Origin of the sequence: Shewanella marisflavi (assembly GCF_023283925.1) — a bacterium.
Lineage (GTDB): Bacteria > Pseudomonadota > Gammaproteobacteria > Enterobacterales > Shewanellaceae > Shewanella > Shewanella marisflavi.
Genome location: NZ_JAKIKX010000001.1, coordinates 283,278 through 299,452, shown reverse-complemented (window position 1 = coordinate 299,452; position 16,175 = coordinate 283,278). Strand labels below are relative to the sequence as shown.

The 16,175-nt window shown below is 49.9% G+C and carries 9 protein-coding genes; 2 read left to right on the top strand and 7 right to left on the bottom strand.

Annotation, left to right across the window (positions count from 1 at the left end; genetic code table 11):
* Positions 1–17 precede the first annotated feature (17 nt).
* The 7 genes from L2712_RS01280 to L2712_RS01250 form a co-directional block, all read right to left on the bottom strand.
* A complete protein-coding gene (locus tag L2712_RS01280; RefSeq protein ID WP_248976649.1) occupies positions 18–2,978 on the bottom strand; it encodes a prolyl oligopeptidase family serine peptidase in 2,961 nt (986 codons plus the stop codon).
* Positions 2,975–3,535, bottom strand: coding sequence for a hypothetical protein (locus tag L2712_RS01275; protein ID WP_033537861.1), 561 nt, complete (start codon positions 3,533–3,535; stop codon positions 2,975–2,977). Before L2712_RS01275 ends, L2712_RS01280 begins: the two co-directional genes overlap by 4 nt.
* Positions 3,536–3,792: 257 nt before the next feature.
* Positions 3,793–5,070 (bottom strand): dicarboxylate/amino acid:cation symporter, encoded by a 1,278-nt coding sequence (locus L2712_RS01270; RefSeq protein WP_140946940.1) that lies wholly within the window; start codon positions 5,068–5,070, stop codon positions 3,793–3,795.
* A gap of 530 nt (positions 5,071–5,600) precedes the next feature.
* Positions 5,601–6,821 carry a phosphoenolpyruvate carboxylase gene (locus tag L2712_RS01265; RefSeq protein ID WP_248976648.1) on the bottom strand — a complete coding sequence of 407 codons (1,221 nt, stop codon included), beginning with the start codon at positions 6,819–6,821 and terminating at the stop codon, positions 5,601–5,603.
* 1 nt (position 6,822) lies between these two features.
* A complete protein-coding gene (locus L2712_RS01260) occupies positions 6,823–7,476 on the bottom strand; it encodes a condensin complex protein MksE (protein WP_248976647.1) in 654 nt (217 codons plus the stop codon).
* Positions 7,477–11,148 carry an ATP-binding protein gene (locus tag L2712_RS01255; RefSeq protein ID WP_248976646.1) on the bottom strand — a complete coding sequence of 1,224 codons (3,672 nt, stop codon included), beginning with the start codon at positions 11,146–11,148 and terminating at the stop codon, positions 7,477–7,479.
* A gap of 303 nt (positions 11,149–11,451) precedes the next feature.
* Positions 11,452–12,165 (bottom strand): DUF3581 domain-containing protein, encoded by a 714-nt coding sequence (locus L2712_RS01250; RefSeq protein ID WP_033537856.1) that lies wholly within the window; start codon positions 12,163–12,165, stop codon positions 11,452–11,454.
* Between the two features lie 198 nt (positions 12,166–12,363).
* On the opposite strand from L2712_RS01250, the gene L2712_RS01245 reads away from it, so the two are divergent.
* Positions 12,364–14,556 carry a TonB-dependent receptor family protein gene (locus tag L2712_RS01245; RefSeq protein ID WP_248976645.1) on the top strand — a complete coding sequence of 731 codons (2,193 nt, stop codon included), beginning with the start codon at positions 12,364–12,366 and terminating at the stop codon, positions 14,554–14,556.
* A gap of 362 nt (positions 14,557–14,918) precedes the next feature.
* Positions 14,919–16,088 carry a porin gene (locus L2712_RS01240; protein WP_033538005.1) on the top strand — a complete coding sequence of 390 codons (1,170 nt, stop codon included), beginning with the start codon at positions 14,919–14,921 and terminating at the stop codon, positions 16,086–16,088.
* The last annotated feature ends 87 nt before the right edge of the window (positions 16,089–16,175 follow it).

Genomic DNA, 16,175 nt, shown 5'->3' with positions numbered 1-16,175 from the left:
ATGCTCAAACGGCTAAATTAAAGAATGTCTAACGTCCTAGTTGCCAGCAAATTATTATTTAAATCTGACAACTCAACGGTCAATTTACCCTTAAACAACTCCTTCTCTTTGAACGAGATTCGAGTATTCCAATTGTCTTCATCAGCACTTCCCCACAACAGATCGCTCTGGACTATCTCTTTACGTCCCTTATCGTCGACCTTTATCCACTTGGCAATAACGGCGACCTTACGTTGTTCATCAACGCCTTTTTGAGGCTCCACCCCAAACACCATCCCCAATTCAAGGCTAGGTGACGCGCTAAAACGTTTGTCCTTATCATAAACCCTATACTTCTTATAATAACGACTGTATTCAACGGCCCCGATCTCGACATCGTCCAGCGCCACTTGTGCTAGCGAAACACCATACTCCTGCTTCACCAAGTCTTGGATTAACAGAGTCTCTTTAGCATCGAAATGCCCGTGGGCATACAACTGACCTATTACCCAACGCAGGAGGCTGCGCGAATCTTCGGTCACAGCATTTTTCTGTTCTTTCTTCGGTAAGTCAGCCAACTTAGACAGGGCAAGTAGTTCGGTGCAACGCTGCACGTCTTTCAATTCATCTTCGGCAAGACAATATACTTTTCCCATTCGCAGCAGGGCTCGCGCATCATATCCCTGCTCCACCGCCGCATTATAAAAATCCACCGCCTTAGCCAGGTCCTGAGTAACGTGCTCGCCTTGATCGTATATCTTTCCTAGCCAATGACTGGCCGACGCATAACCTAAGGCCGAGCCTTTCTCTGCCCAACTAATACCTTCAGCCACCAAACGTGCGCCTTCCAGGCTATCGTCAACTCCCATGAGCTCTTTAGTCTCTTCTCCTTGAGTCTCTTTAAGCAACTGCTTGCCTTTGTAAACCAGCTTAACGCCGTAGTTATAGGCAGAGCGACCGTCGCCGGCTAATGCCGCTTGACGATAGTAGGCCAGCGCCTGAGAAGGACTATTTTCAACTTTATTCTTAAAGTTATAGCCATCGGCGATAGTGGCCAAATCGTCCCCAAGCTGCTGTGCAAGCTCAGGCTTAACGCCAGACATCTCATGATATTCCTTCAGGGCCAAGGTTCGTTTCAGGTAATCGGCCACATACGCATTCTCATGTTGCTGCCAGTACCAGGTATTCTGACCATGAGCCGTCCTGTCATAATAAAGATGTTCGACTGACTTATTTTGCTTCTCCAGTACATATTGCATACGTTGAGAGTGTTCAAAGTCGGCGATACGATCCTCTTTGCCGGCGATCAGCAACACCGGAGCCTTTATCTTATCGGCCAGGTAAACGGGCGAATATTGCAGCAGATCATCACTAAGCTCACCAACGACTTCGCTTACAGTCTTACGATACTCCTCCAGCACCTTGTAATTGCTGCCGTTGAACAAGAGGGGGAGATCATAGATGCCGTAAGCACCTATGGCACATTGATAATCGTCGGGATGCTTTATTGCTAGCATTAAGGCTGAATAACCGCCATAACTCGCTCCCATGGCGCACATTTTCTCGAAAGTGTGTTGCTTGCTAACATGGTTGACGGCAGCGGTGATATCTTGCTCGATTGCCTTACCGAACTCTCCCTTACCACTGTTAAGGAAAGACTTACCATAGCCCTGTGAACCGCGGAAATTTACTCTTAAAACGGTAAAACCTCGACTCGTAAAATACTGAGTATCATTGTTAAAGTAGTTATAATCACGAATTCCGATTGGTCCACCATGCGGCATGACCAACAGGACGCCATTGCGACTTTTCTGATTGGGTAAAGTCAGATACCCCTCGACATCCACACCTGGCGCACTCTCTACCGAAAAAACCTTTGTCTCTGATAGTTCATATGCCATCAGTTCGGGATTGAGTTCGGTTAACAGTTCAACCCTATCCGCCTGACGGTCATAGAGGTAATAGCTACCTGGATCATTCGAGGCATAAACAAACAACACTTGATGCCTGTTGTCTTTTGCATAGGCACTGATCACCCCTTCTTTACCTTTGAAATGGCGTGCTATCAGAGAGTCAGTTTCTGTCGTACTGTTATCAAGAAATTGACTGACATGCTGCCCATTCTCAACATAGGTCACCGCGCTAACACCATTACCGGCAATATTCACCTGAGCGTCAACGAGATCATACTTAGGATGTTCATAGATAACTTTGCCTAGCTTTTGACTGGCAATATCAAACTCATAAAGTGCAATTTTATCGGTATGCTCATTACTCAAGACCGCCAGCTTTTCATCACCAATAAAGCCAACAGGGCTAAACTGCATCTTCTTATCTGTGATCTCAAACAGGGTCTTCCAACGCAGCTCGGTTAATTCACGATAGAGTACCTCCCCCTTCATCGCTTCGATATCAACGGTCACGGCAAACAAAACCCTACGTATATCATCCCAGCCAAAGTAAACGACATCTTTCAGCTTGTGTTCGAGAAGGCTGGCCTTATCGAAATCTTTATCAACCAACTGCTGGATAGTAAGCTTATACAGTTGATTGCTAGGGCGTCCCTTGTATCGATTCTTGGCAAAGAGTATATAGCCAGGTTCATCAATGAGAGGATCGACTAAATAGCTATCCTCGGGAAGCTTAACCAGTTCAGAGGTAAACTTTCCCTCTTGCTGGGAGAGCTTAAGTAACACACTCCTTACTTCGCCTCGCCATAAATAACTGATATAGAGCGTCTCATTATCAATCCAACTATATCCACTGAGTCGTTCATCTGAATTAAATGAACCAATATGTTGATACTCCTTGTCTCGGGTATCTATGAGTGAGATATAAGATTTCCCCTCCTCCACGATAAGCGCCGAGATGTACTGACCATCGGGAGTGAAAGTCACTTGCGACATCATGGGAGAGCGATAAAGTGTCGAAGCAGGAATGGGGACCCCTTGGGTAGAAAAACTGCCGATGAGCAGCACCAAAGCAATGATATATTTCATAGTGCAGCCTCCTTCGACTTGGCTAGACCTTCAGCAAATTCGAGAAAGTTATCTTCTCCAGGACCGGAATAACGCACTTGGCGCGACTGCAATATGTTAGGAAAAGAGGACTCGAGAAAACGCAGCGCTTTAGTCGAACGGTTTTCAAGAATAATCTCTGCAGACGTGATCTCCCACAGCCCTCTTATGTCTATATCCAAATCTCCCACATAGCTCACTTGATTTGGCCGGACTTCAAAATCCCAATAGCCCTCCTCAAGTGCCATATAGACGTAACGGGTAAATTTCACATCTTGGATGCGATACTGACCAGCCGGCACAGTTACCAGAATATAGTTGCTGCCTGTTTTGAGATCGCGTTCGGTCAGCATCAAGCGATTATCACCACCGATAAGAATGCTGTGAAGACCCCAGTTAGTATCAACACCGATCAACAGGTAACCGCTGTTCTCAGCCAAAGTTTTATCAACATCTTTTGAAATGGACTGCAGCCTTTGGGCACAGCCAGAGAGCGTACTCATCACTAAGATGAGCAATAAGGTCATTAGTCGTTTCATCGAATTCCCTTTCATCAATCTATTCGAAGTGACAGCGGCTTGCCGCATATCATTGTCTAGTCATAAAGTGCTACATCAAGCGTCCTAAAATACCCCAACGAAACGAAAAATCAACATTTTTAACAATAAGTTAATTAACTGTTTACTAATAAATCCTTACCTCTATACCGTATCGTAGAGACTATTCAATCAAAGGCTAGAAACAAAAAAGCCCGCCAAAAAGGCGAGCCATTTCCTAGTCAAGTTAAGGCTATCCGTTAACTAGAGCTTACTTCGCTTGGACGCGACACAGATGATTCTAGGTCTTGTGTTTCATGGCCATTTTCGGTGGCATCGACTATGGTGAGCACAGCGGCATCACCCACGACATTACAAGAGGTCAGTACCATGTCGATCAGTCTGTCCAAGGCCGCAACGATCACGAAAGCTTCAACGGGTAAGCCCATTTGGTGGATCAATACGCCTATCATCACCATGCCGCCACCTGGCACACCACCAGCACCCACAGAGAGCAGGAAGATACTAAACAGCAGTGCAGGCAGTTGTTCCATAGCGATCGGCGCGCCGAAAGAGTTTGCCACGAAGAAGATAGCGATGGTGATATAGATAGAGACACCGCCCATGTTCATGGTTGCGCCCAGCGGAACACCGAAACCGGCCACGGCGCGCTTAACCCCAAGCTTCTCGGTCAGAGTACGCATGGTTACAGGAATGGTGGCATTAGAGCTTGCGGTCGACAAAGAGAAGAGAATCTGCTCTTGGGTCTTAGCTCTGAACGCCTTGGCCGACACAGGAGTAAACAGACTCACCGCCCAAGGATAGACCACAAAGATCCATAGCAATAACAAGCTTAAGATCACCACCAGATACTCTATCACGCTCACGAAGAGACTGGCTTCTAAGGTTGCACCCAGCTTGAACATCAGGGCAAACACACCAAATGGCGCCAACTGCATTACCAGGCTGATGAGCTTCATCATCAACTTATTGCCTTCAGTAAAGCCCTGCTTTAACAGTGGCACGGCGCTGCCCATCGACTTAATCACGCCCCCCACCAACAGCGCCATAAAGATCACCTGGAGCATATTGCCTGAAGTGAACGCAGCCACCGGGTTGCTAGGCACTATGTTAACAATTAGCTGCATCAGGTTAGGCAGCTCAGTGGCAGTGATCTCTGCGCCGCTGCCACCTGTCATATCGACCCCAAGCCCAGGTTTAAGCAGCAATGCCACAGCCAAAGCGGCGAAGATGGCCACTAGCGTATTGATAATATAGAAACCGAACGTCTTACCGCCGAGACGACCAAAGCTCTTAAGGTCGTCGAGCTCCAGCACGCCACAGACGATACTGACGAAGACAAGAGGCACCACCATCATCATGATCATATTGACGAACATGGTGCCTACGCCTGAAGCGACCTCGACCAAAGTGCCGGAGAAGAAGCCCACATCGGCTAAAAAATACTGAATAATGCTACCCAAGATCAGGCCAGAAAACAGCCCGATAAAGATGCGTGTTGAAAGTGATTTTGTCATCTGCTTGCCTTGTTATGTGCGCATCTATCGTGCGCTTTACACTCTCCATCTATACGTGGAGATGAGAATGAAAGCCTTAGCTTTCCCGTTACTGGTCAGTGATAGTGGATCATGCTACCCATAAATTCAATCATAATCTCAGTACGTTAAATTGATCAGACCAGCAAACAATCAACCACAGACATAATAATGCAATGATTTTTAATACAAAAAATCACACCAACCAGATAGGTGTGGTGAATAAACTTTTACTTTTAGCACAAATAGACAACAAAATAGCCACAAAGGCATCACCAACAAGCAGTGAAAGTCTCTACGGATTACAGTCAATGCGGATGCAAAAGTCGTAAATAGGCAGAAAAACAGCACAACAAATCAACCAGGTAGGCATGGCAGTGAGTTGCACTAGTGAGGAAACAATAAACAGGAGATAGAAAAGAGAAGAACAAAATAGCAAAGTCGTCAAATCAATAGTTATTAACCTAATGATTTAACGACTTTAAAATCAGAAAACCCAATAAATTTCGCCTTTAAGCCAACCAGAGCTCCACATCGCGAATAATAAAATTACCACTGTAGAGTGCGTGAGGCTCGCCAATCGGCTCAAGCTCAAAATAGCGTCTGTGTTCCTCGGGCAAGCCCTCGTAACCACAGATCACTTGATACAACCAGCTCTCGGTATCCCAGTCGAGTCCTTGCGCTTGGTGATAATCGAGTGCCGACTGTCTTAGTCCCGAATCGATCACAGCGCAGAAATACTCATCCACCGCCAGTTTGAGCGGATTATCAGGGATGTCGAAATCTTCCGCCTCCACCAAGGCGAAGGGCATATCGTGTTCGCGCACCAGAGGATCGCGACCAGCACGGCTAATACTTTTAATCTGCGATACTAAACTAAGCAGTTCAGCTTCTTGGCTGGTATTGGCGACATCCACTGCAGCTGGAGCCAGAATTGCCTCGGCGCGGTTAAACAGAGTTGGCAACTGCTTATGACTCACATGATCCGCCACCTCATAATCTGGATGCATATCCGTATAGAGCAGCCACCCTTTAAGCAGGCGGGTACGCCCCTGGATCTGACGGAAACGTCCCAGCAGCTCCAATAAACGCCCCTGCACGACACTCAGCTCCTGAGTACAGTCGCTCAACGTCTCCTGCAAGCGGGTCACCAGTAGTTTACGCAGCTCACGGATATCCCCAGCGATTTCACCCAACTCGCTAAACTGGAACATCTCCAGACCATTAAGCAGTTCGGTCACCTGGCTCTGGGCCAGTTCGTTTTCACGTATCTTGGCGTTGATGGTGCCCACATAGCCGAACTCGTTGTTGATCCGGCTCCAAAGCACACGAATCGAGTACTTCAGCCCTTCGGTAAAGCTGTAAACCTGCTCGCTGAGATCCGCCAAATAAGCCTCGCTGGCACTGTAATCAGCCGCCTGACGAGCCTCCTTGTAGTGGTCAGCTAGGGTCTTGATGGTAGCGAGAGAGGAGCCGACATTGGCATCGATCTGACGATTACGCTCATCGCTCAGCACCTCTTCCAGCAGGGCGCGCACCGAACGCTTCAGCCTCAGTCCCTGTTCGCCCTCGGGCTGCCACAAGATATCCGCCTTACGCAGCTTGTCGACGGCGCTTGCGCGCTCCCCCTCTTCGGTCACTGAACCGGACAGGTAGACATCCATGATGAGATCCGCATGGCGTCCCAGCTGCTTAAGTAGCGTGACCCCCGCCTGATGTAAGTTGCTACTCATATCAGATCAAGTCCCTCTGGGTTGCGGTTTCCGCCTGGGCCTCCAGGCTGAGTCCTTCGGTTTCATCGATGAAACGGATCACCTCATAGAGGTAATCCAACTTGCCGGTGGCGATATAGATCTGCTTCTCCTGGTTAGGACGCAGCAGATATCCCAGCTCCACCAGACGTTTAAACACCAACTTGATCTGTGCATCCACCTGGGTAGAGCTGGAGCCAAACAGGCGATAGTGGCTGATCTTAGCCAGCTGCTCGCGAAATGCTGGGGTATCTTCGATACGGGTCTGCAACTCGTTGAGCCGCACCGCCGCACCTTCAGACAATGGCGCATCCTGACCGCTGGCCTCTTGTACCAGTACTAACCATTCCACCAAGGGGAGCAGCGCATGGCAGATATCGCGAAACTGACTGGAGATCACCTTACGTTCATCGTCCCCCAGTTGCAGGTAACCGCAGAAGAACACCTCGCCCTCTCCGGCCGAGGCCAGGGTGCGATTAATCAGATTCAGGTATTGCTCGACGTTATCACGAGTGGCTTGCGACTTGAGTGCGCGCCAGGCCTCTTCGTTACTGGTACGGCAGATAAACTCGCCACGCAGCAAGGCTTCAATCAAGGCGCCCTGGCCCACTAATACGGTTTGTGTGCTACTGCTCATTTACACAGCCTCCTTGGCAAAACGCTGGCTCAGCTTATCGGCTATGGGGTTAACTTGCGGCTTAACCACTTGTAATTTCTTAGTTTGCTTATTGATGATGTAGCGGTTAGCAAACAGGTTGAGCACCTCTGACTCGGGGTTAGGGAAAGCGCCCAACACAGAGATGTTATTGTTCTCACAGGCATCGAAGATCTTCTTCACGTTACCGTGGTGCAGTGTGCCCAGCTCGTCGATCGGCCAGTGAATGGTCACATCGGCGCGGCCACGCAGCAGGCGGGTAAAGGCCAGCAGGAACTTACACAGGATCAGATAAGCCATACCATGGCTCGAGGATTCGTTAAGCTGACGGTCGGTGCGGATCACCAGATCGCTGTTGCCCTCTTTCAGGCGCAGCTCGATCTCTAACAGTTTGGCGATACCGCCGGTTAGGGCGGCGCGGCCGATGATATCCAACGCGCGGCGCATGCTGCTGGTGTAGTGCTCATCAGGCAAGTCGGCAAAGCCCTCGGCTTTCCACTGTTTAAACGCCTTAACGAACTCCTCCAACTCTGGCCAGAACTCTAGCTCACTGATGCGCGAGCGGATACGCACCGCCGACTCGCTGACGCCGTCGAGGAACAGCTCTTCGCCCACCTCGCGGGTGATGCGGGCACTCTGCGAGGCGATGCGGCGATCGATATCCGCCAATACATCGTAAAACGCGGTCAAATCGATACCAAAGTTACGCCCCTGCTCTCTCAGCCCCATGATCGCCTGAGGCACCATGACGTTGAGCAGCTGCTCAAGTTGCGGTACCAGCTTGCGATAATCCAACAGGCGAATGCCCTTGTCGTTAACAAAGCTCGACTCCTCGCGGGCGCGCTCCCAGGTCTCCGACAAACTAGAGCCCGACTTGCTGGCGATCACCGAATCGAAATGCTCAATATACTGCTTCACCGAGCCCATTAGCTGATCCCGGCGCAGCAGCAGTTCTTCACCCTGACGCAATCGCTCGGTAAGGCCACCTTGCATCTCGTCCTGACTCGAGGGCAGTTTCAGCTCGGCCAGTTTGCGCATCACGGCGCGCAGCTTGGTCAAGTTCTCCGAGGCCTCTACCTGAATCGAATCAGACTGCTTGCGCTCGCTATCATATTGCTGGCGCTGATGTTTCACCTCGTTGGCCTTAGTGGTGAGCTGTTGACTCAACTCGGTCACCGCCATCTTCACCTTGCTCAGTTCGGTCTGCAGCTTAGGCTTACGGGCAAGCCAGGTATGTTGATACCAGTCGTCGAAACGCAGTACCTCACTGCGTCGCTGCTCCGCCTTGCCGATATTGCTTTCAAGCGTGCGGATCTCCTGCTTCAACTTCAAGATCTTATCTTCATCGACGCCGCGGGATTTCAGCTCATCCTTATACCACTGCTCGCAGGCCTTCTGTTCCGCCTTGGCCGCCTGGCGGCGCTCACTAATATTCTGTTTTACCTGTGACAGCTGGGCATCCAAGGCGCCAACCACTTCCTGCCAGTAGGCCTTCTTCTCCATGCGCGCCTCGAGCGCCTGCTCGTTTTGCTCCTCGAGCCACTCCTGATGCTGAGCCTTAAGCTGTTTCATCTCACTGTCGAGACGGGCGAGACGCTTCTGGGAATCAGCCTTACGGGCGCTTAGCGCCTGATTAATTTTCTCCTGCTCAGCGCGCTTCTCGTCGAACAGGCGGCGCAGATCGTCGCGGCTGTTTTTATAAGCCGTCTTAGCAAAGGTAAGTTCGCGGTTGAGTTTATCCAGCTCGGCATTGATGGCCACTAAGGCTTCTTCAGCCTCTGTCTGTAGCTGTTTGGCGCTCGCCAGTGCCTCCTCGGCCTCGCTGTAACGTCCTCTGAGTTCCTGCTCCGAGGCCGCATATTCTGGAGTCGCCAACGCCTTGAGATCCAACTCGACACCGCAGAAGCTATCACCATCTGCCGATTTGGCCGGATGCAGGTCACTGCGATGTAAAAGTTCAGGGTTAATCAGCTTACCTATGCTCTCTTCCCAGCCCTGTACTTCCTTACGTAGATACTCAAGCAGAGTATGGGATTGAGGGAAAAGCACCTGATGCAATTCATCCAGCGCCCCCTGGCGCTCAATCACACGAACGCCTGCCTGTCTCAGGCTTTCATTGGCCTGATCCCGCTTGGCTCTGAGCTTACGCTCCTCAGCCGTGAGGCGATCTACCATGGCGTTGCAAGCTTCTTGCTCCTCGTCGGCGCGGGAGATACGCTCGTCAAACACCGCCAGGGCCAGCTTCTCTTCCTCGCTGTAGGTGACACTATTAACCTGCATCTGCAACTCGGCCGCCGTCAACTTGAGCAGGTATTCCTGCTCATTGTGCTTAGCGCGGCCCGCCTCCATCTGCTCTCGCCAGCGTTGCTCTAGGGCTGCCAGCTCCTCGCGGCCAGCCTCCTGCTGTTTGTCCCTGGCTTCGCGATGCTTGTCCTGCTCCTTGTCGAGCTGTTCCAGCTCACGGTTGAGGTTCTCGCCTATCTTGCTGCGACGGGCGTTGTAGGCCGCCTCAATATCCTGGTGCTTCTCTGTCTGTAGCTTATGACGCTCGGTGAGATTTTCCAGGCTGGCGCGCCAGCTGGGTAGCTGCTCAAGATCCAGCTTGGCCTGCTCGATGTCGGCATCGAGAAAACCTGCATGCTGATCTTCGATAATATCCAGCTCATGCTCTATCTTGGCCACATCCCCCTTGGCGGCAGAGAGATCTAGGTTGAGCTCGTCGCGCAACTCCTTCCACTCATCGTCGAGCTGACGCAACTTGTTACCCAGATCTTTTGAGCGCTGCTGATGGATCTCCTGACGCTCTATCTCCTGAGATTCATCCTTACCATAGCCACGTTTCAGGCCAGCCAGACGCTGCTCGGCGCTGAGTAGCTGATTGAACTCCTGCTCTAACTTGTCAAATTCAGGGCGGATCTGCTCGAAGCCCTGGATCAACTGACTTTCGCGGATCCAAGACTCGACGCGCTGTGGATTAAGCCGTGAGCTGGGCGGGTTAACCCCATCCTCCTCTAAGATGGCGGCAATCATCGACTTGATGGTCTCCATCTTGCCCTCTTTAGAGTGCACCGCCTTGGCCAACTTCTCTATGTGACGCAGCGTATGCTCATGCTGACACAGAGAGAATTGACGGGCGTAAGCCCTGAGCTCACTACGGTTGCTGCCAGTGCTAAGCAGAGTGCGATCGTTTTGAATGATGGCGCGATATTCGCGGGTGTTCAGCAGGTTGGTCACCGCCACACCGGCGCGTTTCATCTCACGGCCCAGCTCAGCCATGTTATGGCAGAGAATCGACTCCCCTTGCTGGGACTTCACATAATCAGCCAGCTCGAAGCCTTTACCGATAAAACGGTAGTTGACCCCTTTGCCATCACCGGCAGAGGCCAGCACCGCTTGGGTCAGCAGGCCGTCGTCACGCTTGTACTCATAGATGATGTAACTGGAGTCATGGGGCAGGTACCAACGCTCGAAGCTGTCACGGGTCGAGGGCACCACACGGCTGGGATATTCACCATAAAACACGGGCACCAGACGCTGCAGCGTGGTCTTGCCCGAGGCATTGGTGCCACAAATATTAGTGTGTCCATCGAGGGCGAGTTCCACAACGCCAGGGAGGTGCGTATTGATCAGCACGATTCGATTTAAGCTTGGCATCTCTTTCCTTATCCAAACGAGCTTGTCGGCCGCCCCGAAGGGCAAGCAGCAAAGGGGAATAGCAAAACAATCCCACTAAAGTAAAACAAAGCCAGTGTCTTGGCAATCTGGCCCAGGGCTTGGATGGGATAGTCGTTTAAAAAGCGTGCGTCACAGCCGATTTCAGGTGGTTTTCAAGGCAATGGCAAGCCTGCAGAACAAAGAGCTAGAGCAAAAGGTGTGAAGTTAAGATATCAAACTAAGTAGCGCAGCGTGGCTGCTAAAGAGTAGTAATAGGGGCCGACTCGCGCCGACCCCAAGATGTTAGTTGCCTTGCTGGTAACTCACACGGCGCGCCTCGTAGCGGGCCACCATCTCATCCATGCTCTCGGCTTCAAGTGGACGCAGGCCGCTAAGCACGAGTGTCTTCTCTCCTGTGCCCACTAAGGTCTCGCCGCAGTGCAGCTCAAACTTCAGAGTCACATCCCCGCGCTTACCCTCGATAGCCAGCTTCTGCTCGACCAGGGACAGCTCGATATGTTTAAAATCCAGACTCGCCAGGTCGAACGACATGCTTTCATAGATCACTAAGGGACGCGCAGGGTTGATCATCACACCATGCTGCCTCATCAGCGGCACCAGCACATGGGTGAAGTTTAAGCCAGAGAAAGCCACATAGCTGCGAATAAAAGACTCTGTCTGCACTTCACACAAGGTACTATCACCGCTGCGCTCGACGCTGAGGTATTGCTTATCCTTATCATCCAAAATGGCAAAGGCATCGCTTACGTTATCGGGAAAGACCAGATTAACCCCATTGCCTACCATGCCCTCGAAACGAAACTGCATCTTCTGGCTAAGTCCATACTGACCAAGTACTAAGGCAAACAGCAGATCTCCGGGGACGCAAAATTTCTTGGCATCGACATCATGGATAGGGTTGAAGTCTTGCGCCACACCTTTAGCGAACTCGCTCGCTTGCTGTGCTGAGACGGAAACAACTTGCTGATCTTTTTTAAAATAAGGACTTAGAAACATAATGGCTCGATAGCGATAGGGGGATAGTTAATATTTAAGAGGCACAGTCTATAGCAAAACCCACCAAATAGTTCTCCGATGACTTAAAGATACAAAATTTAACAAACGTAAACGTCTAACCATTTAAGTTAAAATTAAGGACTCAACACTAACATCTCCACGTAAAAGATAATCATTCGCATTTTCATTGGAGATTGTATGTTACGCCCGCTTAATACCTCGCTTAGTCTTATCAGCTTGAGTCTGCTATCAGTCCTTGCCACCCCCAGCTATGCCCAAGCTGGTGATGAAACGGCTAAACCACTAGAACAATTAACCATTTTCGGCCAGCGCAATCCGCTTAATACCGTCCCGGGTAGTGCTCACCAAATCACCCAAGCCGAACTCGATAGCTTTAAATACAGTGACATAATGCGCACTCTCGCCTCCGTGCCCGGTGTCTATGTTCAGGAGGAAGATGGTTTCGGTTTGCGGCCAAATCTTGGCATGCGCGGAACAGGCCAAAACCGCTCCGAAAAAATCACGGTAATGGAAGATGGTGTACTGACAGCGCCCGCTCCTTATGCTTCTCCTGCAGCCTACTACTTTCCTACGTCAGGCAGAATGCAATCTATCGAAGTGCTTAAGGGCAGCTCTACGGTCAAATATGGCCCACGCACAACGGGCGGCGTGCTCAACCTCATCTCACGTCAGATCCCTGAGCAAGACCTCGCGGGTCAAGTGGATATCGCTGCCGGTCAACATGGATTTGGCAAGCTACATGCTTTCGCCGGCGGACAGGGTGAGCGCATCGGCGCAGTCGCCGAACTTTATCGCTACCAGGCCGATGGTTTTCGCGACATTAACGGCGTCGATGGCAACACTGGATTCACTAAAAACGACGCTTTAGCCAAGGTGAGTATTCGCAGTGACAAGGCCAGCCAATACCAGCAAACCCTCGAATTGAAACTTAAGTATTCCGACGAGATCTCCAACGAAACCTATATGGGCCTTACCGACGCCGACTTTGCCGCCAATCCCTACCAAAGATATTCTTCGTCTCAGAAAGACAAGATGACCACAGAGCACAAGCAGCTGCAACTTAATCATCTTATCGATCTCAACGACAGCTTGTCGCTAGGCACCATAGTTTATTACAACGAGTTTGCCCGTAACTGGTACAAAACCAGTAAAGTGAACGGACAGAGCATCAGCGGCGACGGCACGCAAATAGCTGCTGACTTCGATAGCGATCCCACCAGTGGCGATCTTAGCGTTGATGTTAAAGCCAATAATCGTCAATATCTGTCTCAAGGTATTCAAAGTGAGCTCAACTGGTTACTGGATAATCACGAAATCGCCATCGGGGCCCGCTACCATGAAGATGAGATGGACAGGTTTCAGTGGGTAGATAAATACAACATGGGAGCAGATCAGGTCATGCGTTTGAGCAACGCAGGGATCCCAGGTACCGACTCTAACCGTATCGATAGTGCCCAGGCTATCGCCCTCTATGTTCAGGATAAAATTCAGATCGGCCAGTTCAATATCACCGCAGGCCTACGTTATGAAGATGTCGACACTCGTCGCCTCGACTGGGGTAAGAGTAATGTCGGCAGAGACGGCGAAGCCGATAAAGATGTTCGCAACAGCTTCTCGGCACTGCTTCCGTCTCTCTCGGCCAGTTATCAGCTTGATGACAACTGGTTACTGCTGGCTGGTGTGCAGAAAGGTTTCTCCCCTGCCGCACCTGGTAACAGTGATCGTCAGGAAGAGTTAAGTTGGAACTATGAGGCAGGTGCGCGCTTCAACAGTGGTAACCTTAATGCTGAAGCCATCTTCTTTTACAGTGATTACAGCAACATGCATGGTAACTGTACCGCTGCACAAGGCTGTGATGATGACAATATTGGCAACCAATACAATGGCGGCGAAGTAGAAGTCAGTGGTCTCGAACTCAGTTTAGATCACACCTTTAATCACGACGGCGATATCAGCTTTCCAGTTAAGCTCGCTTACACCTACACACAGGCCGAATTCGCCAAAAGCTTTACCTCAGATTTTGACCCTTGGGGAGAAGTAGAGGCTGGCTATAAATTGCCTTACTTGCCAGAAAATCAACTATTTGCATCGGCAGCAATGGCCGGTGACAACTGGCAGATCACTCTAGCGGCACGCTATACCGATGACATTCGTACCCAAGCAGGTCAAGGGGCGATCGCCACAGAGCAGCTGATCGAAGCCAAAACCATTGTCGACCTCTCAGGACGCTACCATCTAGGTGAGGCTCATGAGGTTTATCTCAGCGCAGAAAATCTGTTCGACACCAGCTATGTCACCACCAAGATCCATGGTTCAAACTTTGCTGGTAAACCATTATCCGTCACCCTAGGTTATCGCTACCAATTCTAAGGCTACCGCCCCTTGGACTCCCAAGGGGCAATTTTCAATCAGCGAATCACAATTAGAGGTGATGACTCTGCCCTCAAATGGATAAGACAGTTAACACCAGGCCTGCTGCACACTTATTGCACAACCAAGCATTAACCTTTATTACAGAAAAACTGCAAGGCTAAATGCAATGCAAACATTTGTTAATAAAGTGATTTATTTCTAGTTCATCCCAGCTGCACACCACCACAGCAATTTACGCTTTCTTTACAAATGTTGATCTCAATCAAAAAACTTAATGATAATTGTTTGCATTACGATATCCGATTGATAGAATCGCCAGCAACTTAATAACCCTGATACAACAACTGGGATGAGAAATGATGAAGAAAACGCTAATTGCCGCCGCGCTAGTCAGCGCATTTGCTAGCCAAGCCGCTATTGCCTCTGATGAAACTCAGGAACTGCGTAAAGTGATCGAGCAGCAGCAGAAAGTACTGCAAGATCTTGAGAAGCGTCTTGAGCAAACTGAGCAACGTGTAGAAAAAACCGCTGATGCCGTTGAAGAAACCAGCTCAGCCAAGAGTGCGACCACTATCGGTGGTTATGGTGAACTTCATTACAACAACATCACAGACAACAAATCAGGTAAAGACAAAAAAGATATCGATTTCCATCGTTTCGTGCTGTTCTTTGGCCATGAGTTCACAGAAAACACACGTTTCTTCTCTGAGCTAGAAATTGAACATGCACTTTCTGGTGATGACAAGCCAGGCGAGGTTGAACTAGAACAAGCTTATGTAGAACATGACTTTAACGAGATGTTCACCGGTAAAGCAGGTTTGTTCCTAATGCCTGTAGGCATCATCAACGAAACTCACGAGCCACCAGCGTTCTACGGTGTTGAACGTAACCCTGTTGAGAAAAACATCTTGCCAGCGACTTGGTGGGAAGCGGGTATCAACCTCAACATCAAAGCAGCACCAGGTCTGGCCTTTGACGGTGCCATCACATCAGGTCTGAAAGTTGATGATACTTATAACATCCGCGGTGGTCGTCAAAAAGTTGCTAAAGCTGACGCCTCGGATCTAGCCTATACCGCACGCATTAAATACACAGGCGTTGCAGGTTTAGAGCTAGCGGCTACGGCACAATATCAGTCTGATCTCACTCAAGGTAAAGCGGGTGTTGACACGGCTTCAGCGACTTTGTTAACCGCTCATGCTATCTACAGCATCGAAAACTTCACCGTTAAGGCACTGTATGCTCAGTGGGATATCGACGGTAAAGAAGCAGAAGCATTGGGTCGCGACGAGCAAAACGGTTGGTACATTGAGCCATCTTACCGCTTCAATGAAAGCATTGGCATCTTTGCTCGCTACAACGAGTATGACAACAATGCAGGTAACGGCGACGACACTAAGGTCGAGCAAACCAACGTAGGTATTAACTACTGGTTACACGAAAATGTAGTATTTAAAGCTGACTACGAAAAAGTTGGCGGCGCTAAAGATGCCGATGGTTTCAACCTAGGCGTTGGCTACCAATTCTAAGCTAGCTCTCCATAGCAGTGCTCCAAACGAGCACTGCCTATGGCTAAGACACTTTACGAGGTGTCTTAGCCATAGTGAATGGATTCA